The sequence below is a fragment of the Acidovorax sp. GW821-FHT10A04 genome (genome assembly GCF_059415825.1).
This window is the reverse complement of record NZ_JBWKNZ010000002.1, coordinates 628,262-649,361: the sequence shown is the minus strand read 5'-3', so window position 1 is coordinate 649,361 and position 21,100 is coordinate 628,262. Positions and strand designations below refer to the sequence as shown.

The window sequence follows — 21,100 nt, the reverse complement described above, 5'->3', positions numbered from 1 at the left end:
TTTGTGCCTGAACCCCCAGGTCACAGCCCGGGGAGGTCTTTCATGCGCAACGCCAGCCACGCGGCATCGGCCTCCGAGGGAGCCAGCGCCAGGGCCGTCTCGTAGGCTGTGCGGGCCCGGGCGTACAAGCCCTTGCGCACCAGCAGCTCCGCCTGCGCGGCAAAGAAGGGCTGGTAGTCCTGCAGGCCCGGCGCTATGTCCTCCAGCTCGGCCAAAGCGGCATCCAGCGCACCGGCTTCGGCATGGGCCACGGCCCGGTTCAGCCGCACCACGGGGGTGGGTTCGAAGGCCAGCAGGCGGTCGTAGAGCAGGGCGATCTGCGCCCAGTCCGAGTGCTCACCCTCGCAGTGGCAGGCGGCAATGGCGGCCTTGAGCTGGTACGGCCCCAGGGCATGCCGGGCCAGCGCCCGCTCCAGGATCGCCACGCCTGCGGCGATTTCTTCCGTTTTCCACAGCCCGCGCTGCTGCTGGCCCAGCGGTATGGTCTGGCCACCGGCATCCGTGCGGGCCGCACGGCGGGCATGGCTGATCACCAGCAGGGCCAGGCAGCCCTCGATCTCCGCCTCGCCGGGGCGCAGCCGGTCCAGCAGCGCGCACAGGTACAAGGCCTCCTGCGCCAGCCCGTTCCCCCGCTGCGGCCCGGCGGAGTAGCCGGCGTTGAAGACCAGGTAGATGACCGCGAGCACGGCGGCCAGGCGCTCGGGCCATTCGGCCGGCTCCGGCACCGCATAGCGGATGCGCGCCGCGGCGATCTTGGCCTTGGCACGCGACAGGCGCTGGCCCATCGTGGCTTCCTGGTCCAGGAAGGCCCGGGCGATCTGCGCGGTGGACAGGCCGGCCACCACGCGCAATGTGAGCGCCACCTGCGACTTCTGCTCCAGCGCCGGGTGGCAGCAGGTGAAGATCAGGCGCAGGCGCTCGTCCGGAATCTCGTCGGTCTCCACTTCGTGGGCCTCGCCGCCCGCAAGCACCAGCAGGCTGTCGCCGATCCGGTCGGCCGTCCGGTGGCTGCGGATGCGGTCCAGCGCCTTGCGGTAGGCCACGCGCAGCAGCCAGCCCAGGGGCGACGACGGGATGCCGGAACGGCTCCAATGGGACACCGCCGACTCCATGGCGTCCTGCAGCGAATCCTCGGCCAGCTGGAAGTCCCGGAGCCGGGCGATCAGCGCCGCCATCAGCCGCCCCCGGTCCTCGCGTGCCAGGCGGTTCAGGGCCTGGGTCACGGCGACCGCTGCAGAGGCGGATGGGCCCATGGTCGGCGGCCAGGCAATGCGGCTGGCTCAGGCCGCCGTGTCGTAGACCATCAGCGGCCGCACCTCGACGGTGCCATAGCTTGCGGTAGGAACGGCCTGCGCGTACTTCAGGGCCGCATCCAGGTCGGGCACCTCGACCACGTAGTAGCCGCCCAGGTGTTCCTTCGTTTCGGCAAACGGGCCGTCCATGGTTTCCACCTTGCCGCCACGGATGCGCAGCGACGTGGCGGTTTCGATCCCTTGCAGTCCATCGCCGGCCACCAGGACGCCATCGTCCCGCATCTTCGCGCTGAGCGCGAAGTAGCCGGCCATCATGGCCTGGAAGCCGGGCGTGCCGTAGGCGGGCTCGCGTTGGGGGTCGCTGTAGATCAGGAGCATGTACTTCATGGTGGTTCCTTGGAAGTGGTGAACGTCAAGACTCCGGAACCGCCCGGTGCGGCTTGGCACGCCAGGGATTCCGGTGCACCAAGGACGCCGTCGCCTCGGCTTTTTCGACATGCGCCCCGATTATTTTGTCCGTTTCCACGTCCCGCGTCCCACCACGGCCCGCAAGCGCCCATGAAAAAAGCCGTGGCATGCCACGGCTTTTTTCAGATTCCACCAGCCGTCGTGCGGCAGGCAGGAGAAGTGCCCGCTCAGTAGCCGGCGCGCAGGTCGTTCACCGTGCGCACGCCCATGGCGTGGTTCAGTTCGGCCATGATGCGTGGGTCGCGGATGGCAACTTGCCAGGTGCGCTCGTCTTCGGCAGCGCGGCGGTGGCTTTCGGCCCAGCCGGCAACACCCACGCGCAGGGCGGCTGCGGCACGGCGTGCAGGGGCCGACAACAGGGCCAGGGCGGCGAACGCCACCAGCCACAGCACCATCCAGGCGGCCAGCAGGTGGCCTTCGCTCCAGGTGTCGATCACCTGGTTGGCCACCACCAGCAGGGCGGAGACGATGGCGGCGAGCAGGAGGGAGGCGGCGCCACGGGCGCTGTCGAAGCCAGCTGCGATGCCCTTGATGGCGGCAGCGGCGTTCTGGGCGCGGATCACGCCCGAGTGTTCGGTTGGATAGTCAACGTGTGCAAAACTGGTCATTTGGTTTCCCCTTATCAGCGCTTGTGGCGACATTGCCGGGCGAGTGACTGAATCTTAGGGTTTACCCCATGTGTTATCAAGTTTATATCTTGAATTACCGCCATTCACTGCAGTGATGTTGCCGGCCTCCCCCTGGGTAGTCGGCCACAAAAAAGCCGTGGCATGCCACGGCTTGAAGGTCGAGGTGGGCCCTGCCCGGGGGCAGGAGCGGCGGCTCAGTAGAACTTGCGGATGTCGGTCAGGCCGTGGTTCAGCTCGGCCATGATGCGCGGATCGCGCAGGGCGACCTGCCAGGTGCGGCGGTCTTCGGCGGCATGGCGCTGGCTTTCGGCCCAGCGGGTGACACCGGCACGCAGGGCCAGGCCGGCACGGCGGGCCGGTGCCGACAGCAGGGCCAGGGCGGCGAATGCCACCAGCCACAGCACGACCCAGGCCGATAGCAGGTGGCCTTCGGTCCAGCTATCGACCACCTGGTTGGCCAGCACCAGCAGGCCGGAGACCACGGCGGCCAGCATCAGGGAAGCAGCGCCCCGGGCGCTGTCGAAGCCCGCGGCGATGCCCTTGAGGGCAGCGGCGGCGTTTTCGGCGCGAACCACGCCTGGATGTTCGGTTGGATAGTCCACGTGTACAAAATTGGTCATTTCGGTTCCCCTATTCAGCGCTTTTGGCGACATTGCCCGGGCGATGGCGCAATACTAGGGTTTACCCTTTAGTCTTTCAAATTTATATGTTGAATCATTGATATTCACACTCGTGATGATTTGACGCCATGCCCAGCCGCCTCAACTTCCGCTCGCTCGACCTGAACCTGCTCCGGGTTTTTGACGAAGTCATGGCCGAGCGCAGCCTGACCAAGGCCGCGCACAAGCTCTCGCTGACCCAGCCGGCCGTGAGCAATGCCATGCGCCGCCTGCGCGAGGTGCTGGGCGACGACCTCGTGGTGCGCAGCGGCCAGGGCGTGGAGCCGACGCCCCGGGCCCTGGCCCTGTGGCCGCCCATCCGCGACGCGCTCACGCAGTTGCAGGAATCGCTGTCGCCCGGCCGCTTCGATCCGGCCACGGCCGAATCCACCTTTGTGCTGGCCATGGCCGATGCCACGGGTGCGACGCTGGTGCCCGGCCTGGTGGAAATCCTCGAAAGCGAGGCACCCGGTGTCGCAGTGCGCGTGGTGCCCCTGACCACGCGCGACCCGCGCCGCCTGCTCGAGGAAGAGGCCGCCGACATGGCCGTGGGCTACTTCCCGGCCGTGCTGGCCGACCTCACGGCGCGTGCGCAATCGGGTGGCATGGTCTCGTTCGAGAGCCGGCGCCTGTACGACAGCGAGTACATGTGCGTGATGCGCCAGGGCCACCCGCTGGCCGATGCGCCGCTGACGCTCGATGCCTACTGCGAGGCGCGCCACATGCTGGTGAGCTTCTCGGGCCGGCCCTTCGGCTTCATCGACGAAGCGCTGGCCTCACTCGGGCGCCGCCGGCGCGTGGTGCTCACGGTGAACCAGTTCTTCACCGCCGGCCGCGTCGTGTCGGGTTCGGACATGCTCACCGTGCTGCCGCGCCACTTCGTGCCGGTGACCGGGATTGCCGACGCCCTGGTGCAGCGCAGCCTGCCCTTCGACGTGCCGCCGGTGCACGTGGACGCGCTGTGGCGCCGCAACAGCACGCAGGAGGCGGCCATGGGCTGGCTGCTGTCGGCGCTGGCGCGTTCGGCACGGCGTGCGTTTCCGCAGGGAGAGCCCGGCCATTCGGCGGGCACGTCGTTCGGCATCACGCCTTAGACTGCGGGGTCCATGCAAATCCAGATCCTGTCCGACCTGCACCTCGAAGCCAACCCCGATTTCATGCCCGAGCCTGCGCCGGGCGCCGACCTGCTGGTGCTGGCGGGTGACATCGGCTCCTACCAGGAGGGCGGCCGCATGCAGGACGAGGACTTCGGCCTGGCGCGGTTTTCCCCGTTGCCGCAGTTCGCGGGCTGGCCGACGCCGGTGCTCTTCGTGCCCGGCAACCACGAGTACGACGCGCTCGACTTCGATGTCGCCCACGAACGCCTGCGCGCCACCTGCGAGCGCCTGGGCATCCGCATGCTGGAGCGCGAGACCCTGGTGCTCGATGGCGTGCGCTTCGTGGCCACCACGCTGTGGGCCGACTACGACGCGCTGGCCGACGATGCCCAGGTGACCGACCTGGCGCGGCGCCTGAAGCTGCGCGGGAAGGCCTTCCGCGCGGCCAACCACTACCTGCGCAAGACCGGCGGCACCAAGGACGGCGAGCCCTTCCTGGCCGAACCCATGCGGGAGCTGGCGCTCACGTGTACCGAGTGGCTGCGCGGGGCGCTGGCCACGCCCTTCGACGGCACCACGGTGGCCATTACCCATTTCGCGCCCAGCCTGCGCAGTGCCGACCCGCGCTACGGCGTGGTGCCCGGCACGGCGGGCTTCTGCAATGTGCTCGACGAGCTGCTGCAGGATGCCCAGGTCTGGATCCACGGCCACCTGCATGCGCCCAGCGACTACATCGCCCAGGGCGTGCGCGCCGATGGCAGCCCCTGGGAATGCCGCGTGGTGGCCAACCCGCTGGGCTATGCCCGCAATGGGGAACAGGAAACCTTCCGGCCCCGCTACTGCGTGACCGTATGATGGCCTGGCGAGGGAGCCGCTCCCTTGCCAAGCGCAGGATCGAAAAGCCTGACACAGGTCAAGACAACAACCGACAGCGCAAGGTACGGTCTGTCATACCAACTAGGAGAACTCGAATGAACATCCTGCTCGCTGTCGACGGCAGCGCCTACACGAAAAAAATGCTCGCCTACCTCGCTGCGCACGAGGAGCTGCTGGGCCCGAAACACGACTACACGGTGCTCACCGTGCAGGCCCCCCTGCCCGCCCGCGCCCGTTCGGCCCTGGGCAAGGAGGCCGTGGACACCTACCACGCCGAGGAGGCCGACAAGGTCCTGGCCCCGGTCGTCAAGTTCATCTCCCGCCAGGGCGTGCAGGCCAAGACCATCGTCAAGGTCGGCCATGTCGGCGAAACCATCGCCAAGGTGGCCGACTCCGGTCGCTACGACCTGCTGGTGATGGGCTCGCACGGCCACGGCGCCCTCGCCACCCTGGTCGTGGGTTCCGTCACGACCCAGGTGCTGGCGCACTGCAAGGTGCCGGTGCTGCTGGTGCGCTGAGCCCCTGCACAACCTTAGAACGCCCGGCATGCCGGGCGTTTTCGCGTGTGCCTGCCGTCAGCGAAACCGCTCCACCAGGAAGTCCACGAAGCTGCGCAGCCTGGCCGAGCGGTAGCGGTCCGGCAGGTACACCACGTTCATCGGCCGGCTGGGCAGTTCATGGGTTGGGAACAGCTGGACCAGGCGCCCGGCTTGCACGTCCGCCTGCAGCAGGATGGCTGGCTGCAGCACGATGCCCAGGCCGTGCACGGCCGCCACCCGCAGCGCCTGGCCCTGGTTGACCTGCAGGCGCCCTGAAACCGGCACCCGGCTGCTGCTGCCCTCCCCGTCCGCCAGGCGCCAGTGCGCAAGGGCGGTGGGCGCGAAAGACAGGCACTCGTGCTGGCTCAGGTCCTGCGGCTGCCGCGGTGTACCGCGCCGTTCCAGATAGGCCGGGGAGGCGCAGACCATCAACCGGTACGGGGCCAGCGGCTGGGCGATCAGCGCTGAATCGGGCAGCTCGCCAACGCGGATCGCGGCCTCGAAGCCTTCCTCCACCAGGTCCACCACGCGGTCGGAGAGCGACACGTCGATGCTGACTTCGGGATAGCGATCCAGGTAGGCCGGCAGCGCCGGCATCAGGGCGTCGGTACCGAACGTGACCGGGGCCGTCACCCGCAACCTGCCCGCCGGGGCGAGCTGCTGGTTCTGTGCCTGGGCATCGGTCTCGGCCACGAGCCGCAGGATTTCCTTGCAGCGCACATAGTAGTCCTGGCCAAACGGCGTCAGGTGCTGGCGCCGGGTCGTGCGCTGCAGCAGCCGCATGCCCAGCCGCTTTTCCAGCGTGCGCAGGTGGTTGCCCGCCATCGTGGCCGAGATACCGCAGGCCACCGCGGCAGCGCTGAGGCTGCCTTTCTCGACCGCCAGCACATAGACCTGCATGCTGTCGAACACGTCCATTGCGCACTCCTGATTTCAAATCAATCAATGAATTCGCAGTTTATCCGCTGCCAATTTGAAATCACACTGGCGGCCACTTCACCACCACCGCATCCCTGAAAGCAACCGCCATGAAAGCCATCGAACTGACCGCCCCCTCGCTCACCGCCTTGCGCGCCACCGACCTGCCGGACCCGGTGGCCGGTCCGGGCGAGGTGCTGGTGCGCCTGCGCGCCGCCGCACTGAACTACCTGGACGTGGCCGTCGCCACCGGCGGCTTTCCGGTGCCCGCTTTTCCGATGGTGCCGGTGGCCGACGGGGCCGGTGAGGTGGCGGCACTGGGAGACGGCGTCAGCGGCCTGGCCCTGGGCGACCGGGTGATTCCGCACTTCATGCCCCACTGGCAGGGGGGAGCCATCACGCCGCGCCATGTGGCCGCCATGCGCGGGCTGACGCTGCCCGGATCGCTCGCCGACTACGTGGCCGTGCCCGCCGCCAGCCTCGTGGCCCTGCCGGCGCACCTGGACTTCGCCCACGGCGCGACGCTGCCCATCGCTGCGACCACGGCCTGGAATGCCGTGCGCTCGGCAGGGGTGCGGCCCGGCTCGGTGGTTCTGCTGCTGGGGACGGGGGGCGTGAGCATCTTTGCGCTGCAGTTCGCCAAGGCATCGGGCGCCACGGTGATCCTCGCCTCCTCGTCCGACGAGAAGCTCGAACGTGCACGCCGGCTCGGCGCAGACCACCTCATCAACTACCGCGCCACGCCCGCCTGGGACGAGGAGGTGCGCAAACTCACCGCGGGGCATGGGGCCGACCTGGTCGTGGAGACGGTGGGCGCGGCCACCATCGCCCACTCGCTGCAGGCCGCTGCCATGGGCGGCACGGTGTTCACGGTGGGTTTCGTGGGCGGAACCTCGGCCCCGGTGGATCTGCTGCCCGTGATCGTCAAGGCGCTGCGCGTGGTGGGCAACAACACCGGCTCGGTGGCCGACCTGGCCGAAGCCGCGCGGGCGATTGCGGCGCACCGCATCGTGCCGGTCATCGACCGCGTCTTCGGCATCGGCGACACGCGGGAGGCCTATGCCCACCTCGCAGCAGGCGGGCAGCATTTCGGCAAGCTGGTGATTTCGCACTGAGCCACGGGCCGCGCCAGCGCGCCCCTGGTGGCGTCAGCGGGTCAGCGGGCTACGAGCCCGTCAAAGCAGGTGCGCAGCACCAGGTCGACGATCTCGGCGTCGGAGTACTGGCCGCCTTCCTTGAGGAAGGTCACGACCGGGTCGCAGGCACGGGCATACAGCGTGTACAGCACCACCAGCGGCGGCAGCGTGGGGTTGATCACGCCCTGCGCCTGGGCTTCGGTGATCCACTCGCCGATCTGGTCGCTCACGATGACCAGGCCATCGAGGTAATCCTTGTCGGCCATGAGCACGGCGCGCAGCGACGAGTTGCGGCTGGGCAGCAGCGGCATCTCGTTGGTCAGCAGGCGCTCGAGCGACCAGCGCACCAGGGCACGCAGCTTCTCATGGGCCGGCAGCTCGGCCGGAAGCGCCGCCAGGTAGGTGCGCACCCTCGCGAGGATCTGCACCATGGCGGCACTGCACAGCTCTTCCTTGCTGCAGAAATGCTTGTACAGGCTGGCCTTGGCGATGCCCACCGCATTGGCGACATCGTCCATGGTCATGGCGTCGAAGGCTTTTTCACCCAGCAGGCGACAGGCCGACTGGAGGATCGCCCCCTCCCGCGCCTGGTGCATCTGCTCCTTGAAGGACACTTTGGGTTGTAGCGTGGTGGACATGGACCCCATCTTATACATTGCAGTAAAAAAATAAATGACTAAGTTGCTTTACAACTACGCCGTTCACGTTTTAGTCTGCAGGAATCGTGCCGCCCCACTGCGGGGAATGTTATTTCGTGCGGGTTACCCCCTGTTGACGGCTTTTGCCGCTTCCGGGCCCCAATTCAGGGCTGGGTCAGCGTCTTTGCGGCCGTGGCGGTAAGGGCGGCGCTCAGGGCATCGAGCACCACCGACTCCAGGTTCCAGCAGTGCCAGTACAGCTGGATGGGCAGGGCATGGCCGGGCGCCAGGTCGACCATGCTGCCGTCGGCCACGGGCCCGCGCGCGAGCAGCTCGGGCACCACGCCCACGGCCCAGCCGGCGGCCACGGCGCGCATCTGGCCCTCGGTGCTGGGCACGAACAGGTGGTTGAGCGCCACGCGCTTGAGCCCGAAGGTCCGCGCCACGAACTCGGCCGCCATGTCGTCCTTGCGGTTGAACGAGAGGAAGGACACCTCGCGGAAATTGTGCGGCGTGAGCCCATGGGGCAGGTGCTTGGCGGCGAAGTCCCGGGACGCCACGGCCACGTAGCGCATGGCGCCCAGCGGCACCATCTTGCAGCCGCGCAGCGCCTGCTTGAGCGTGGTGACGCAGCCCAGCACCTGGCCCGAGCGCAGCCACTCCTGCGTGAAGTCCTGGTCGTCGACGATGATTTCCAGCGGCAGGCGCTGGCCCACCAGCTCGTGCAGCGCGCCCATGGCCCAGGTGGCGATGCTGTCGGCATTGATGGCGATCGAGATGCGCTCGTCCTCGCGCGTGGCGCCGGGCGCGCTCGGGGCCAGCTCCTGCAGGTCGCGCTCCAGGTCGGCGCGCAACAGGCGCATCTGCTTGGTGTGCTTGAGCAGCAGTTGCCCCGCCGAAGTGGGCCGCAGCGGCCGGCTGCGCACGATGAGCACCGAGCCCACCTGCGCCTCCAGCGCGCGCAGGCGCTGCGAGACGGCCGACTGCGTGACGTTCAGGCGCTGGGCGGCGCGCTCGAAGCCGCCTTCTTCGACGATGGCGGCAAGGCATTCCAGGGCGGCGGGGTCGTAGGTGCTCATGGCTTCAAGGCTCGCAAAAAACTCGGGCGGCGGGCGCCTCGTGGGCGGCCGCTGCATTAGACAGACTGATGCGTTTGGATTGAGTTTAATTTTGCTTTTAGTAGAACGCAATGTGGATCACACTGCCATCCATGAAAACCATCATCCTGGGCGCCGGCATCATCGGCATCAGCACCGCGTGGCACCTTCTGGAGCGTGGCCACGAGGTCATCGTGGTCGACCGCCAGCCCGATGCGGCGCTGGAGACCAGTTTTGCCAACGCCGGCCAGATCTCGGTGAGCTACTGCGAGCCCTGGGCCAACCGTGAGGCCCCGCTCAAGGCGCTCAAATGGATGTTCGACAAGGAGGCGCCGCTGCTGTTCCGCCCGCAGCTGGACTGGGACCAGTGGCGCTGGGGCCTCAAGTTCCTGGCCCAGTGCAATGACACGGCCTTCGAGCGCAACGTGCAGCAGATCGTGGCCCTGGGCGCCTACAGCCACACGGCGCTCAAGGAGGTGGTGGCCAGCACGGGCATCGACTACCACCGGCTCGAACGCGGCATTGCCCATTTCTATACCGACCAGAAGTCCTTCGACGATGCCGGCCACGCCGTGGAACTGATGCGCACGCATGGCGTGCAGCGCCGCCTGGTGAGCCGCGAAGAACTGCTGCAGATCGAGCCGGCGTTCAAGGCCTACGGCGAGCACATCACGGGCGGCACCTACACCAGCACCGATGAGAGCGGCGACGCCCGCGTCTTCACCCAGGCCCTGGCGCGCCGCTGCGCCGAGCGCGGCGTGCAGTTCCTGTACGGCCACGACGTGCTGCGCCTGAACAAGATCGGCGACAGCATCGATTCGGTGGCCGTCATGGCCCGCGGTGGTGCGGGCGGCCTCAAGAAGGATTTCCTGCTCAAGGCCGATGCGGTCGTGGTGGCCTGCGGCTCCTACAGTGCGCCGCTGCTGCGCACGGTGGGCGTGGACCTGCCGATCTACCCCGGCAAGGGCTACAGCGCCAGCTTCCCGCTGCTGCGCCCCGAGGCAGCGCCTTCGGTCTCCACCATCGACGACGGCCGCAAGATCGCCATGAGCCGCCTGGGCAACGTGCTGCGCGTGGCCGGCACCATCGAACTTGGCGGCTACGACCTGTCGCTCGACTCGCCGGTGGCCAAGGCCCGCTGCCACATGCTGTCGCGCCGCATCGAGGAGATCCTGCCCGGCGTGTGCGACACGCGCACGCCCGAGCAGGGCGGCAACCCGCAGTACTGGACCGGCCTGCGCCCCGCCACCCCGACCAACATCCCCTTCATTGGCCGCACCCGCGTGGGCAAGCTGTGGGTCAACGCCGGCCACGGCACGCTGGGCTGGACGCATGGCGCGGGCTCGGGCAAGGCGCTGGCCGAGCTGATCAGCGGCGAGCAGCCGGCCATGAACTTCGGCTTCCTGGGCGAGCAGGCGGCACGGCCGCGCAGTGCCACGCTGGCCACTTCCTGACCTCCCCAGGCGGGGCCGCTGTGTCAGGGCCTGGGCTCCGTGCCCGGGGCCTCGGGCCAGTGCTCGCCCATCCAGCGCAGCAGGTCGCGCCACATGGAGCGCACCTCGGCATCCGCAGGCATGTTCAGCGCATGCGGCAGCTCGATGGTGACCACCGGCATGCCGCGGTGCACGCCGCCGTAGTTGCCCAGCGATCCGGGGAAAATGCCCACCTGGTCCAGCCACAGGCGGCCCAGCCGCTCCGGCGGCGACAGCGGGCCATCGAAATCGAGCACCCCATAGGGCGCATGGATGCTCACGATCAGGTGCGGCCGGAAGGCCGCCATCTGGGCGTGCAGGAACTGCGACTCGGGTTCGGACAGCGGCGCCTTGCCGGGAAAGCGCCGCGGGTCGCGTTTGGTGCGCTTGTCCCAGTACAGCGGCGCATCCTTCTCCCAGCCGGGCGTGGGGAAGTTGCGGTTCAGGTCCACGCCACGGCCGTTGGTGCGCGTGGCCGGCCTGGCCAGCAGGCCATCGGGGTTGAGCACGGGGATGAAGCGCCAGTGCACGGGTCGCCCGGCCTGCTCGGCCAGGGCGATCCAGCGCAGCGCCAGCGCCGCCGCCGTGAGCTCGTCGCCATGGATGGCGCCGGCAATCAGCACGCGCAAGGGTGCCTCGGCAGCGCCCGTGCCCACCGGAGCAGGCACATCGCGCCAGAACAGGGGTACGCCATGCGCTGACAGGGCGCCACTGGGCGTGAGCTGTGCCTCCTCGCACTGCGCGCGCGAGACGGTGGGCAGGCGTGCCAGAAAGAGCGCACAGGCCCCGGGACCGGCCGGCGCAGCGGCGGCCGCCACCGGTGCAGCCGGTACAGGGGCCGCAGGCTCCGGGGCTGCAGTGGAGGGGTCCGGGGGCGCCGGCGCCTGGAGCACCTGCACCGGCGTTGCTGCCCGCTGTGCGGTCGTGCCGCGCTCCACACCGGCCCGCGGAGCGATCCACAGGCCCCCCGCCGTGAGGGCGGCGAGCACAGCTCCGGCCAGCAACGAACCCGGCCAGGCCGAGCCCTGGGTCCGCGCACGGGACGCGAAAGAATCGCCCTGGGTCAATGCAGTACCCGCGCAGAAGCCAGGAACTCCGCCAGCGCGCCGTCGAAGCCGTCGGGGTCTTCGAGCTGCGGCCAGTGGCCCGCATGCGGCAGGCTCAGGTGGCGCGCGTCGGGCAGCACGTGGGCCAGGGCCTGCAGGGCCGCGGGGGGCGTGCAGCGGTCCTGTGCGCCACCGATGATGAGCGTGGGCATGTGCAGGCGGCCGAGCACGCTGGCGCCACGGTCGAAGGTGGACAGCGCCTCCAGTGCGCGGCGGTAGGAGCCCCGGTACACCTGCGACAGGGCATGGGTGGCCAGGCGCACGCCTTCGGGCAGGGCGCCGCTGCCGATGAACTGCGGCACCAGGCCCTGGGCCAGCGAGGCCATGTCGCCCTGCGCGGAATCCAGGGCCGCCAGGCGCGGCTCCACCCAGTCCTGCCGGGCCTGGGCATCGAGGGCCGGCCCCCCCGCGCACAGCACCAGGCGGCGCACCACGGCACTCTGGCGCACGGCCACTTCCAGCGCCACCATGGCGCCCATGCCGTGGCCCACCAGCGTCACGGGGCCGCACTGCAGGGCATCGATCAGCGCCAGGCAGCTTTCGGCCAGGCCCTTGAAGCCATAGGGTTCGATGGGGGCGCTGTTGCCATAGCCGGGCATGTCCCAGGCCACGGCCCGGTAGCCCAGGCTGGCCAGGGTTTCGACCTGGGGCGCAAAGCTCAGGTGGCCGCCGTCGGCGTCGTGCAGCATGAGCACGGTAGGCCCGCTGCCCAGGGTGGAGAAATGGGGAAGAAGTGCCATGGATGTCCTGCGCAATCCCTGCCATGGCAAGGGTCGGTTCATGATAGCCCAGGTGTTTTTAACCCCGGACGGCGGTCGGGGCATCCACGCCCCGGGGTCAGGCCCCGCATGCGCGACACCTCCAGCGCCCCCGGCCGCAACATGGCTGTGGCATGCAGACCATAATGGTCTCCTGCCCTTTTTCGGCCCCAGCGCCTGCCCTTCGTGAACCGCCCCCTGCCCCGCCCTGCCCTTGCCCGGCCCCCGAGCTTCTCCGCCCGCGAGTTCCGCGACGCACTGGGCATGTTTGCCACCGGCGTCACCATCGTCACGGCGCGCAATGAGGACGGCAGCCTGGTGGGGCTCACCGCCAGCTCGTTCAACTCCGTCTCGCTGGACCCGCCGCTGGTGCTGTGGAGCCTGTCGCGCGGCGCCAGCACCATGCCCACCTTCGCCAACGGCGCGCACTATGCGATCAACGTGCTCGCCGCAGACCAGAAGGCGCTGGCCGAGCGCTTTGCCACGCGCGGCATCGACCGCTGGGCCGGCGTCAGCCACCACCCCGGCACCAACGGTGCACCTGTGCTGGACGGCGCCGCCGCGAGCTTCGAGTGCTTCAACCGCAGCCGCTACGAAGAAGGCGACCACCTGATCTTCGTGGGCGAGGTCGAGCACTGCAGCCACCGCGCCGGCGTACCGCCGCTGCTGTACCACGGCGGCCGCTTCTATACCGAGCACCCGCTGTGACGCCGGGCGTGCTGGCGCGCCATGTGAACACCGGCAGCGCCCGCCGCCTCAAGGTGGGCGAGCGCAGCGTGCTCAGCGCCATCGGCAAGGCACCGGTTGCCGGGGCTGTGGCCGTGGGGCGGCTGGGCCTGGCCGGCGACGAGCAGGCGGACCTGAATGTTCACGGCGGCCTGGACAAGGCGGTCTACGCCTACCCGGCTGCCCACTATGCCTTCTGGCAGGCGCAGCGGCGCGAGCGCGGTGTGAGCCTGTTCGATGAGGAGCTGCCGCCCGGATTCATGGGCGAGAACCTCACCGTGGACGGACCGCTGGAGGGTGAGGTCTTCATCGGCGACGAGCTGCACTTCCCCGATTGCGTGCTGCGCGTGACGGCGCCGCGCGAGCCCTGCTTCAAGTTCAATGCCGTGATGGGCTTTGCCCAGGCCGGCCGCGCCATGGCGCTGGCGGGCTGCTGCGGCTACTACCTGGCGGTGGACCAGGCGGGCACCCTCACCGCGGGACAGCGCGCCACGCTGGTGCCCGGCCGGCGCTCGCTGAGCATTGCCCAGGCCTTCGCCGCCAAGTTCGCCAAACACGCGCGCTAGCGGCACTCACGGCTGCGCAGCCGGCCCGCGCGGCGGCTCGGCCCATTGCCGCGCCTGCTCCTGGAGCTGCGGAAACACCTTGCCCACCAGTGCCAGCTGGGCCGCCATCAGGCTGTGGGCAGGCACGGCCGGCGGCGCGGCAGCGGGCTCGCCGAACTCCTGCAGCACCTGTGCCACCGCCGGTGCCGCAGGCGCCCGCGAGATCCGGCCCCGCGCCTGCTGTTGGGCCTGCTCGAGCTGCCCCGCCAGTTGCTGCAGCGACGTCAGCAGCGCGCTCGCCATCTCCTGCGCGCGCGCATCCACGGGGTTGGCATCGGCACCGCCGCGCTGCGCGCCCAGGGCCGAGAGGTAGTTGAGCTGGGTGTGCGACAGGCGCAGGAAGTTGGCCACCGCATCCACGTTGCCGCGCACGCCGCGCGGCTCCTTGAGCATGGCGCTGTAGGAGTTGGACAGCGCGGCATCGGCATTGTGCGCATTGCGCCGCGCCAGGCGGTAATCCAGGTGGTCGTGCTTGCCGCTGTGGTACTGCGCCAGGATGGCGCGCAGGTACAGGGCCTGGGTCTGCAGCACCTGGGCTGCCAGCCGTGGCCACTGGCGCGATTGCCAGTGCGGCAGCACCAGCCAGGCGGCGGCCGCCGCGATCAGGCAGCCAGCCGCGGTGTCCAGCAGCCGCGCCAGGATCACGCCCTGGGCCATGCCCATCTGGTGAAAGCCCAGCAGCAGCAAGGTGGTCACCGCCGCCGTGGCCGGCACGTAGCGGGTGTGGCGCGCGCCAAAGAACACGGCACCGGCGAACACCAGCAGCGCGGCCTGCACCAGCGCCCCCGGGAACAGCTGGATCACCGCCCAGCCCAGGGCCAGGCCGATGGCCGTGCCCTTGGCGCGCTGCATGAGCCGCGTCTGCGTGGCCGCGTACTGCGGCTGGCTCACGAAGACGATGGTCAGCAGGATCCAGTAGCCGTGCGGGTCGCTGGTGGCCTGCATCAGCCCAAAGCCCGCCAACAGCGACAGCGCCAGCCGCACGCCGTGCCGCAGCCAGGGCGACTGCGCATGCAGCTGCGCACGCACACGGCCCCAGGCATCGCGCAGGCTGCGCGGCTCACGGTCGAACAGGGCATGGTCGACGCCGCCGCGCTCGCCGGCGGCGGCGCCCCCCAGGGCCGTCGCGAACACCGCGGCCATGGCCGCCAGGTTGTTGCCCAGGGCGTGCAGCGAGCGCAGGGGCCGGGCCATGGAGGCGGCCCCTTGCGTGCCCGCCAGGTCGGCGGCAATGCCGGCCTGGTGCGCGATGGCGGCCTGCAGGTCCTCGATGGCGCGGGAGGTCATGCCCCCGTGCTGCGGCGGCGACTGCTGCTGGATGGCGAGCGACAGCCGCAGGGCCTGCTCGCCCAGCAGCGTGAGCACCCGCTGGCAGCGGTACAGCACGTCGCTGTGGAAGAACGCCGTGGCCAGCAGGTCGTAGTGCTCGTGCGAGGAGCTCACGCGCTCGTGCACGTCCTGCGCGGCCAGGTACTGGTGCATGGCAGCCTGCAGCCAGGCAGGGGGCTGACCCCGGCCCATGCGGCTCATCAGGCTTTCCTTGGCGGCGTTGAGGGCGTCCACCACGCGCCCGTTGTGCAGGGCCAGCGCCATGCGCCGGCGCTCCAGGTCCACATCGCGCACGGGTTCGAGCAGCAGGGCCTTCAGGCGCAGGTACTCGCCCAGCACCGCATACAGCCGGGCCAGGCGAAAGCGCACCGGCGCGCGCGGCATGGCCCCGGCCCAGGCCACCGAGACCAGCCCGTACCAGGCCGCTCCCGCCAGCATCAGCGGTGCCGCCTGCGCCGCCCCGGCACGGCTGGTGTGGGCGGCCAGCGCAGCATAGATGAACAGCACCAGGGAACCGAAGGCGACGGCCCGGCAGCGCTCGCCGAGCGCGCCCAGCAGGCTGAACCCCAGGGCTGACAGCGCCAGCACCCCCATCAGCGCCCAGGGCCAGGCCACCGTGGCCCAGACCGCCAGCGCCATGAGGCCGAAACAGCCCAGCGCCAGCAGCTGCGCGCGCAGCCGGCCGCGCCAGCTGTCATCGGTTTCGGTCAGGGCGCTGGCGATCACGCCCAGCAGCACCGGCATCAGCTCGGCCTGCCAGCCGGCCCACCAGCCCCAGGCCAGCACGGCCGCCAGCGCGCAGAAGGCGCGCGCGCCGCGCGTGAAGCCCTCATGGTTGCGTGCGCGTTGCCAGCTGGATTTCCAGGATTCGTCCACAGGAATGCCTCATATCAGGGATTACCCTAATACTAAGCAATAAACCGGCCATGGTGGCCGGCGGGGGCACGAAACAGCCGCGGTGGCAGGCCAGGTGCCTTTTCAGGCAGCCCCGTGGCAGCACACGCACAGCTTGTTGCCGTCCGGATCGCGGAAATACGCCCCGTAGTAGTTCGCATGGTACTGGGGCCGCAGTCCAGGCGGCCCCTCGCAGGTGCCGCCATGGCGCAAGGCCAGGGCATGGACCTCGTCCACGGTGCTGCGGTCGGCGGCCAGCAACGCGTTCATGGCGCCATTGCCGGGGCTGGCGGCATGGCCGTCAAAGGGGCGGCCAATGAGGAACAGCGGGCGCGCAACGCCCGGCACCTGCCAGCCGGCCCAGGGCACTTCAGGCTCGCAAAAGCGCTGCGCCAGGCCCAGGCGCTCCAGCACCGGCCCATAGAACGCCAGGGCGCGCCCGAAATCGTTCACCCCGATATGGACATGGGACAGCATGCGCCGATCACCTCCTCAAGAATGCTCACCGCACGAACGCGGCGCGGGACCTCAGCGGACGGTGTCGGGGAGTTCGATCTTCACTTCAAGCACCTCCAGGTTGTCCTGGCGTTCCAGGTGCACCTTGAGGTCTTCGGGGTTGATCTTCACGTACTTGGAGATCACCAACACCAGTTCGCGCTGCAGCGCGGGCAGGTAGTCGGGTTCGGAGGCGTTGCGGCCGTTGCGTTCGTGCGCCAGGATGATCTGCAGGCGCTCCTTGGCAACGCTGGCCGTCTTCTTCTTTTCGCCGAGAAGAAAGGAAAGAAACGATGCCATGTCTTACTTGCTCCCGAACAGGCGTTTGAAGAAGCCGGGTTTCTCTGCGTCAATGAACCGCAGGGGCTTGTCGGTCTGGCCGAGGAAACGGTCGATCACGTCCTTGTAGGCTTCCGAGACATCCGTGCCCTGGGCATGGATGGCGGGCGTGCCCTGGTTGGACGACTGCAGCACCACCTCGGACTCGGGGATCACGCCGATCAGCTTGATGCGCAGGATGTCCTGGATGTCCTCGAGCGAGAGCATCTGGCCGTCCTCGACCCGGCTCGGGTTGTAGCGGGTGATCAGCAGGTGCTCCTTGATCGGCTCGCCGCCCTCGATGGCGCGCTTTGTCTTGCTGCCCAGCATGCCCAGGATGCGGTCGGAGTCGCGCACCGAGGAGACCTCGGGGTTGGTGACCAGCAGGGCCTCGTCGGCGAAGTGCATGGCCATGAGCGCGCCGCTCTCGATGCCGGCGGGCGAATCGCAAACGATGTACTCGAAACCCATCTCGGCCAGGTCCTTGAGGATCTTCTCCACGCCGTCCTGCTTGAGGGCGTCCTTGTCGCGCGTCTGGCTGGCAGCCAGCACGAACAGGTTCTCGCACTGCTTGTCCTTGATGAGGGCCTGGTTCAGGTTGGCCTCGCCCTGGATCACGTTGATGAGGTCGTACACCACGCGGCGTTCGCAGCCCATGATGAGGTCCAGGTTGCGCAGGCCGACGTCGAAGTCGATCACGGCGGTCTTGTGGCCGCGCAGGGCGAGGCCGGTGGCAAAGCTGGCGCTGGTGGTGGTCTTGCCCACACCACCCTTGCCGGAGGTCACGACGACGATTTTGGCCATGGATTATTGGATCTCTCTGGGGTTGATACGTACGGGATTGCGCAGCGGCTCGATGAAGAGCTTCTCGCCTTCCAGGCGCACCTGGGCCGGCCTGCCCGCGACCTCATCGGGCAGGGCGGTCTCCGTGGTGCGGTAGATGCCTGCAATGGACACCAGTTGCGGCTCCATGCAGGTGGAAAAGATGCGTGCCTCGGTGTTGCCGCGCGCGCCGGCAATGGCGCGCCCGCGCAGCGGGGCATACACGTGGATGTTGCCGTCGGCGATCACCTCGGCACCGAAGCTGACCATGGCCAGCACCACCAGGTCGCAGCCGCGCGCATAGACCTGCTGGCCCGAACGCAGCGGCTTGTCGATGACCATGGTGCCGGGGCCGGCCACGGGCACTTCGCGCACCACCTCGACCTCGTGCACCACCTCGCGGATGACCTCCTGCACCTGGACCTGCGCCTCCGGGTCCGGTTCGGGCTCCTGTTCCGGGGCAGCTGCCGTCTCGGCACGGGCCGCCGGCGCATCGGGCACCGCCGCCAGCCCCACCGCGCGCGCGGCGTCCATCTGGGCCGGGCTGCCGCCACGCACCGCCACGGGCAGGGTGCGGTGCTCGCGCAGCACCGCGACGATGGCCGCGAAGTCGATGGACTCCTCGGCCTCGCGCACCAGCGCCAGGTCGATCAGCACCGGGTCGTTGTCGAAGAACCCCGGTGCATCGGCCACACGCTCGGCCAGTTCGGCGGCGAACTGGGCGGCATCGGTGGTCTTGAGCAGCACCGCCACCACGGACAGCGAAGCGCTCTTGAGATCGAAGCGGGTGCGGACCTGGGCCGCCGTGGAAAAGGCCATGTCAACGGAGTTGGGTGAAGAAAGCGCCCGAAAGCCGGTATCGCCAGCCGCAAAGTGTACCGTGGGCCCAAAGAGGCCTTGTCTCGCGACGTTTCAGGCCGCGGCCGGGCGCTGCCCTGCGGCCTGGGCACGCCCCTTCCATAATCGGCCGATGCCCATTGCCCGCAAGACCCACCTCGATTCCCTGGCCATCGGCCTGCTGCTCGCCTGCTGCATGTTCTGGGGCTTCCAGCAGGTGCTGGTGAAGGCCACCGTGGCCGAGGTGGCCCCGGTGTTCCAGTCCTCGGTGCGCTTCGTGCTGGCGGCGCTGGCCATTGCCGCCTGGTGCCTGTGGCGCGGCGTGCCCCTGTCCAGCCGTGGCGAGCCCGCGGGCGCGCTGCGCGCCGGGCTGCTGGCCGGCGCCTTGTTCGCCGGCGAGTTCGCCTGCATCTACCTGGGGCTGCAGTACACCAGCGCCTCGCGGCTCACGGTGTTCCTGTACGGGGCGCCATTCTGGGTGGCCCTGCTGCTGCCGCGCTTCATCCCCAGCGAGCGGCTGCGCGGCTGGCAGTGGCTGGGCCTGGCTGCCGCCTTCGTGGGCGTGGCGCTGGCCTTGGGTGACGGCATGCTGGGCCCGGCCAACGCCGCCATGCCCCTGGCCTGGCTCGGCGACCTGCTGGGCGTGGCCTCGGGCCTGATGTGGGCGCTGACCACGGTGGTGATCCGCACCACGCCATTGGCGCGCGTCGCCCCGGCCAAGCAGCTGCTCTACCAGGTGGGCGTGAGCGCTGCCGTGCTGCCCCTCCTGTCCCTGGTGCTGGGCGAGACCTGGACCTGGCACTTCAGCGGCTTCGCCTGGGGATCGCTGCTGGTGCAGGCCCTGGTGGGCGCCTTCGTGAGCTACCTGGCCTGGATGTGGATGCTGGCCCACTACCCGGCCACGCGCATCTCGGTGTTCGTCTTCCTGACCCCGGTCTTCGCCCTGCTGTTCGGCGCCTGGTGGCTGGGCGAACCCGTGACCCCGGGGCTGCTGGTGGCCCTGGGGCTGGTGGCGGTGGGAATTGTGCTGGTCAATCGCAAGCCGGCGGCGGCCTGACCACTATCCCCGCACGCCCAGGTAAAGGTGCGCGATCAGCGAGGAAACGGCGAACGCAACGCCCAGCCACAGCACCAGCCACCGGAAGGATTCGTACTCCCGGGCATTGGCGCCTTGATGCAGGCTCTGCACGACCCTGGAAGCCAAGGCCAGCACTCCGCAGGCCAGGGCCCCCAGCATGAGCAACAGGGGACCACCGCTCAGCACGACCAGGGTGCGGCCCCGACCCGGGGAAATCCTGAGCCTCCCTGTGCTCGCGGCCAAGACGGCAACCGCCGACAACAACAAAGCCCAGCGCACGCTCGATGCCCGCGCTTCAGGGTCTAGGCCGGTGGACGGCGCCTCCTTCCCCTTGCGGGGGGCCTTCGCCATCAGAACTTAGGGATACGGATGCGGCTGATCATCAGCGAGCCGGAAGCCGCAAACACCAGCACCAGCGGGTGCAAGGTGAAGCCGCCGATCAGCACCTTGCCGAACCACAGGTTCTCGCCCAGGGCACCCATGTACCCTGCCAGGGCCATCAGGGCCACGAGCACGATGGAGGTCGGGATGGGCGTGCCCTCGAAGTAGCGGACCTTGCCGTCGTCACCCGAGAGCGACTCGGCCGTGACGTTGTAGCGCGCCAGGCGCGAGACGCCGCAGGCCACGAAGTAGGCCAGCACCACGCGGTCGTACAGGCCCTGCATGCCGCAGCCATAGGCAATGATGGCAGGCGCCACGCCGAACGAGATCACGTCGGCCAGCGAATCGAGCTCGCGCCCCATGGCCGAGCTCTTCTGGCGCCAGCGCGCGATGCGCCCGTCGAGCACGTCGAAGACCAGCGCCGCCAGCACCAGGGCGGCGGCAAAGTAGATGTGCAGCACGTCGCGCGTGCCCAGGTAGGTCATGGCCGAGAACAGCGCCCCGACGCCGCACACCGCGTTGCCCAGCGTGAACCAGTCGGCCAGGTGGAACTCGCGGATCATCGAAAAGCGCTTGGGATGGGTTTGGGGAGTGGTCATGTCAGGAGCGCACCGGTCGCGCCAGGGAAAGTGGTGACGCCACATTATGGGCGGCGGCGCGCACCGCCTTCTGTAGGCACACTCCCCGCGCGGATGGGGTGGCACCGGCAGCAGGCGCATTCAGCCAAGGCCCCGCGCGATGGCTTTGCTCACTGTCAATGTTTTTGAACAGTGTGTCCATGGTTTTGTGCAATTGTCAAAAAATCATCGCGCACCAACAATGATCGGCCCACCTGGTTCCCAGGATGGGCCCGATTTGCCAGGAGACAAACCATGCACACTGCCGGGAGCGCACTCTCGCCCTGCCCCACCCCTGTCGCCGCGGGGGCCCCCGCTCCATGACGGCGGCCCCCCTTGGCACCGGCGGCGC

At 69.2% G+C, this 21,100-nt stretch carries 24 protein-coding genes; 8 read left to right on the top strand and 16 right to left on the bottom strand.

Annotation, left to right across the window (positions count from 1 at the left end; genetic code table 11):
• Positions 1-20: 20 nt before the first annotated feature.
• The 4 genes from AC07PF_RS07415 to AC07PF_RS07400 all read right to left on the bottom strand — a co-directional run bounded on the left by AC07PF_RS07415 (position 21) and on the right by AC07PF_RS07400 (position 2,970).
• On the bottom strand, positions 21-1,253 hold the full coding sequence (locus AC07PF_RS07415) for an RNA polymerase sigma factor (protein ID WP_494611368.1): 1,233 nt from the start codon (positions 1,251-1,253) through the stop codon (positions 21-23).
• A gap of 27 nt (positions 1,254-1,280) precedes the next feature.
• Positions 1,281-1,640 (bottom strand): YciI family protein, encoded by a 360-nt coding sequence (locus AC07PF_RS07410; protein ID WP_007860496.1) that lies wholly within the window; start codon positions 1,638-1,640, stop codon positions 1,281-1,283.
• 248 nt (positions 1,641-1,888) lie between these two features.
• Positions 1,889-2,329, bottom strand: coding sequence for a hypothetical protein (locus AC07PF_RS07405; protein WP_494611367.1), 441 nt, complete (start codon positions 2,327-2,329; stop codon positions 1,889-1,891).
• Positions 2,330-2,544: 215 nt separating this feature from the next.
• Positions 2,545-2,970 carry a hypothetical protein gene (locus tag AC07PF_RS07400; protein ID WP_494603286.1) on the bottom strand — a complete coding sequence of 142 codons (426 nt, stop codon included), beginning with the start codon at positions 2,968-2,970 and terminating at the stop codon, positions 2,545-2,547.
• A gap of 128 nt (positions 2,971-3,098) precedes the next feature.
• On the opposite strand from AC07PF_RS07400, the gene AC07PF_RS07395 reads away from it, so the two are divergent.
• The 3 genes from AC07PF_RS07395 (at position 3,099) to AC07PF_RS07385 (ending at position 5,500) form a co-directional block, all read left to right on the top strand.
• Positions 3,099-4,103 carry a LysR family transcriptional regulator gene (locus tag AC07PF_RS07395; RefSeq protein ID WP_007860501.1) on the top strand — a complete coding sequence of 335 codons (1,005 nt, stop codon included), beginning with the start codon at positions 3,099-3,101 and terminating at the stop codon, positions 4,101-4,103.
• A gap of 12 nt (positions 4,104-4,115) precedes the next feature.
• Positions 4,116-4,961, top strand: coding sequence for a metallophosphoesterase (locus tag AC07PF_RS07390; protein ID WP_494611366.1), 846 nt, complete (start codon positions 4,116-4,118; stop codon positions 4,959-4,961).
• Positions 4,962-5,077: 116 nt separating this feature from the next.
• On the top strand, positions 5,078-5,500 hold the full coding sequence (locus AC07PF_RS07385; protein ID WP_007860510.1) for a universal stress protein: 423 nt from the start codon (positions 5,078-5,080) through the stop codon (positions 5,498-5,500).
• A 57-nt stretch (positions 5,501-5,557) separates the two neighbouring features.
• Here AC07PF_RS07385 and AC07PF_RS07380 read toward each other — a convergent pair whose 3' ends face one another.
• Positions 5,558-6,439 (bottom strand): LysR family transcriptional regulator, encoded by an 882-nt coding sequence (locus AC07PF_RS07380; RefSeq protein WP_494611365.1) that lies wholly within the window; start codon positions 6,437-6,439, stop codon positions 5,558-5,560.
• A 110-nt stretch (positions 6,440-6,549) separates the two neighbouring features.
• Here AC07PF_RS07380 and AC07PF_RS07375 point away from each other — a divergent pair, with 110 nt between their 5' ends.
• The gene (locus AC07PF_RS07375) at positions 6,550-7,554 is read left to right on the top strand and encodes a zinc-dependent alcohol dehydrogenase family protein (protein WP_494611364.1); all 1,005 of its coding nucleotides are present in this window, start codon (positions 6,550-6,552) and stop codon (positions 7,552-7,554) included.
• A gap of 41 nt (positions 7,555-7,595) precedes the next feature.
• Here the strand turns inward: AC07PF_RS07375 and AC07PF_RS07370 are convergent, their stop codons facing one another.
• Positions 7,596-8,213 carry a TetR/AcrR family transcriptional regulator gene (locus AC07PF_RS07370; protein ID WP_007862151.1) on the bottom strand — a complete coding sequence of 206 codons (618 nt, stop codon included), beginning with the start codon at positions 8,211-8,213 and terminating at the stop codon, positions 7,596-7,598.
• 164 nt (positions 8,214-8,377) lie between these two features.
• Complete coding sequence (locus AC07PF_RS07365) at positions 8,378-9,292, bottom strand: LysR family transcriptional regulator ArgP (RefSeq protein ID WP_007862149.1); 915 nt, start codon at positions 9,290-9,292, stop codon at positions 8,378-8,380.
• Positions 9,293-9,423: 131 nt separating this feature from the next.
• Between AC07PF_RS07365 and AC07PF_RS07360 the strand changes: the two genes are divergently transcribed.
• Positions 9,424-10,764, top strand: a complete 1,341-nt coding sequence (locus AC07PF_RS07360; RefSeq protein WP_494611363.1) for a D-amino acid dehydrogenase — start codon at positions 9,424-9,426, stop codon at positions 10,762-10,764.
• Between the two features lie 23 nt (positions 10,765-10,787).
• Here the strand turns inward: AC07PF_RS07360 and AC07PF_RS07355 are convergent, their stop codons facing one another.
• Both AC07PF_RS07355 and AC07PF_RS07350 read right to left on the bottom strand, forming a co-directional pair.
• Positions 10,788-11,771, bottom strand: coding sequence for a M14 family zinc carboxypeptidase (locus AC07PF_RS07355; protein ID WP_494611362.1), 984 nt, complete (start codon positions 11,769-11,771; stop codon positions 10,788-10,790).
• Between the two features lie 74 nt (positions 11,772-11,845).
• Positions 11,846-12,628, bottom strand: coding sequence for an alpha/beta fold hydrolase (locus tag AC07PF_RS07350; protein ID WP_494611361.1), 783 nt, complete (start codon positions 12,626-12,628; stop codon positions 11,846-11,848).
• Positions 12,629-12,832: 204 nt separating this feature from the next.
• On the opposite strand from AC07PF_RS07350, the gene AC07PF_RS07345 reads away from it, so the two are divergent.
• Entirely contained in the window at positions 12,833-13,354 is a 522-nt protein-coding gene (locus AC07PF_RS07345) for a flavin reductase family protein (RefSeq protein WP_494611360.1), read from the top strand.
• Positions 13,351-13,938, top strand: a complete 588-nt coding sequence (locus AC07PF_RS07340) for an MOSC domain-containing protein (RefSeq protein WP_494611359.1) — start codon at positions 13,351-13,353, stop codon at positions 13,936-13,938. Before AC07PF_RS07345 ends, AC07PF_RS07340 begins: the two co-directional genes overlap by 4 nt.
• A gap of 6 nt (positions 13,939-13,944) precedes the next feature.
• On the opposite strand, the gene yccS is transcribed toward AC07PF_RS07340, so the two are convergent.
• The 5 genes from yccS to minC form a co-directional block, all read right to left on the bottom strand.
• A complete protein-coding gene (gene yccS, locus AC07PF_RS07335; RefSeq protein WP_494611358.1) occupies positions 13,945-16,182 on the bottom strand; it encodes a YccS family putative transporter in 2,238 nt (745 codons plus the stop codon).
• Positions 16,183-16,284: 102 nt separating this feature from the next.
• Positions 16,285-16,677, bottom strand: coding sequence for a VOC family protein (locus AC07PF_RS07330; protein ID WP_494611357.1), 393 nt, complete (start codon positions 16,675-16,677; stop codon positions 16,285-16,287).
• A gap of 51 nt (positions 16,678-16,728) precedes the next feature.
• Entirely contained in the window at positions 16,729-16,995 is a 267-nt protein-coding gene (gene minE / locus AC07PF_RS07325) for a cell division topological specificity factor MinE (RefSeq protein WP_007855949.1), read from the bottom strand.
• A 3-nt stretch (positions 16,996-16,998) separates the two neighbouring features.
• Entirely contained in the window at positions 16,999-17,817 is an 819-nt protein-coding gene (gene minD / locus AC07PF_RS07320) for a septum site-determining protein MinD (protein WP_007855951.1), read from the bottom strand.
• Positions 17,818-17,820: 3 nt separating this feature from the next.
• Positions 17,821-18,654, bottom strand: coding sequence for a septum site-determining protein MinC (minC, locus tag AC07PF_RS07315; protein WP_007855952.1), 834 nt, complete (start codon positions 18,652-18,654; stop codon positions 17,821-17,823).
• Positions 18,655-18,805: 151 nt separating this feature from the next.
• Here minC and AC07PF_RS07310 point away from each other — a divergent pair, with 151 nt between their 5' ends.
• Positions 18,806-19,729 (top strand): DMT family transporter, encoded by a 924-nt coding sequence (locus AC07PF_RS07310; RefSeq protein WP_494611356.1) that lies wholly within the window; start codon positions 18,806-18,808, stop codon positions 19,727-19,729.
• A 3-nt stretch (positions 19,730-19,732) separates the two neighbouring features.
• Here the strand turns inward: AC07PF_RS07310 and AC07PF_RS07305 are convergent, their stop codons facing one another.
• Both AC07PF_RS07305 and pssA read right to left on the bottom strand, forming a co-directional pair.
• Positions 19,733-20,101, bottom strand: coding sequence for a hypothetical protein (locus AC07PF_RS07305; RefSeq protein ID WP_494611355.1), 369 nt, complete (start codon positions 20,099-20,101; stop codon positions 19,733-19,735).
• A complete protein-coding gene (gene pssA / locus AC07PF_RS07300) occupies positions 20,101-20,730 on the bottom strand; it encodes a CDP-diacylglycerol--serine O-phosphatidyltransferase (RefSeq protein WP_007855955.1) in 630 nt (209 codons plus the stop codon). Before pssA ends, AC07PF_RS07305 begins: the two co-directional genes overlap by 1 nt.
• Between the last annotated feature and the right edge of the window lie 370 nt (positions 20,731-21,100).

Coding starts and splice junctions, on each gene's coding strand:
- AC07PF_RS07415 (WP_494611368.1), bottom strand. CDS start 1,253: ATGGGCCCATCCGCCTCTGCAGCGGTCGCCGTGACCCAGGCCCTGAAC.
- AC07PF_RS07410 (WP_007860496.1), bottom strand. CDS start 1,640: ATGAAGTACATGCTCCTGATCTACAGCGACCCCCAACGCGAGCCCGCC.
- AC07PF_RS07405 (WP_494611367.1), bottom strand. CDS start 2,329: ATGACCAGTTTTGCACACGTTGACTATCCAACCGAACACTCGGGCGTG.
- AC07PF_RS07400 (WP_494603286.1), bottom strand. CDS start 2,970: ATGACCAATTTTGTACACGTGGACTATCCAACCGAACATCCAGGCGTG.
- AC07PF_RS07395 (WP_007860501.1), top strand. CDS start 3,099: ATGCCCAGCCGCCTCAACTTCCGCTCGCTCGACCTGAACCTGCTCCGG.
- AC07PF_RS07390 (WP_494611366.1), top strand. CDS start 4,116: ATGCAAATCCAGATCCTGTCCGACCTGCACCTCGAAGCCAACCCCGAT.
- AC07PF_RS07385 (WP_007860510.1), top strand. CDS start 5,078: ATGAACATCCTGCTCGCTGTCGACGGCAGCGCCTACACGAAAAAAATG.
- AC07PF_RS07380 (WP_494611365.1), bottom strand. CDS start 6,439: ATGGACGTGTTCGACAGCATGCAGGTCTATGTGCTGGCGGTCGAGAAA.
- AC07PF_RS07375 (WP_494611364.1), top strand. CDS start 6,550: ATGAAAGCCATCGAACTGACCGCCCCCTCGCTCACCGCCTTGCGCGCC.
- AC07PF_RS07370 (WP_007862151.1), bottom strand. CDS start 8,213: ATGTCCACCACGCTACAACCCAAAGTGTCCTTCAAGGAGCAGATGCAC.
- AC07PF_RS07365 (WP_007862149.1), bottom strand. CDS start 9,292: ATGAGCACCTACGACCCCGCCGCCCTGGAATGCCTTGCCGCCATCGTC.
- AC07PF_RS07360 (WP_494611363.1), top strand. CDS start 9,424: ATGAAAACCATCATCCTGGGCGCCGGCATCATCGGCATCAGCACCGCG.
- AC07PF_RS07350 (WP_494611361.1), bottom strand. CDS start 12,628: ATGGCACTTCTTCCCCATTTCTCCACCCTGGGCAGCGGGCCTACCGTG.
- AC07PF_RS07330 (WP_494611357.1), bottom strand. CDS start 16,677: ATGCTGTCCCATGTCCATATCGGGGTGAACGATTTCGGGCGCGCCCTG.
- minE (WP_007855949.1), bottom strand. CDS start 16,995: ATGGCATCGTTTCTTTCCTTTCTTCTCGGCGAAAAGAAGAAGACGGCC.
- minD (WP_007855951.1), bottom strand. CDS start 17,817: ATGGCCAAAATCGTCGTCGTGACCTCCGGCAAGGGTGGTGTGGGCAAG.
- minC (WP_007855952.1), bottom strand. CDS start 18,654: ATGGCCTTTTCCACGGCGGCCCAGGTCCGCACCCGCTTCGATCTCAAG.
- AC07PF_RS07310 (WP_494611356.1), top strand. CDS start 18,806: ATGCCCATTGCCCGCAAGACCCACCTCGATTCCCTGGCCATCGGCCTG.
- AC07PF_RS07305 (WP_494611355.1), bottom strand. CDS start 20,101: ATGGCGAAGGCCCCCCGCAAGGGGAAGGAGGCGCCGTCCACCGGCCTA.
- pssA (WP_007855955.1), bottom strand. CDS start 20,730: ATGACCACTCCCCAAACCCATCCCAAGCGCTTTTCGATGATCCGCGAG.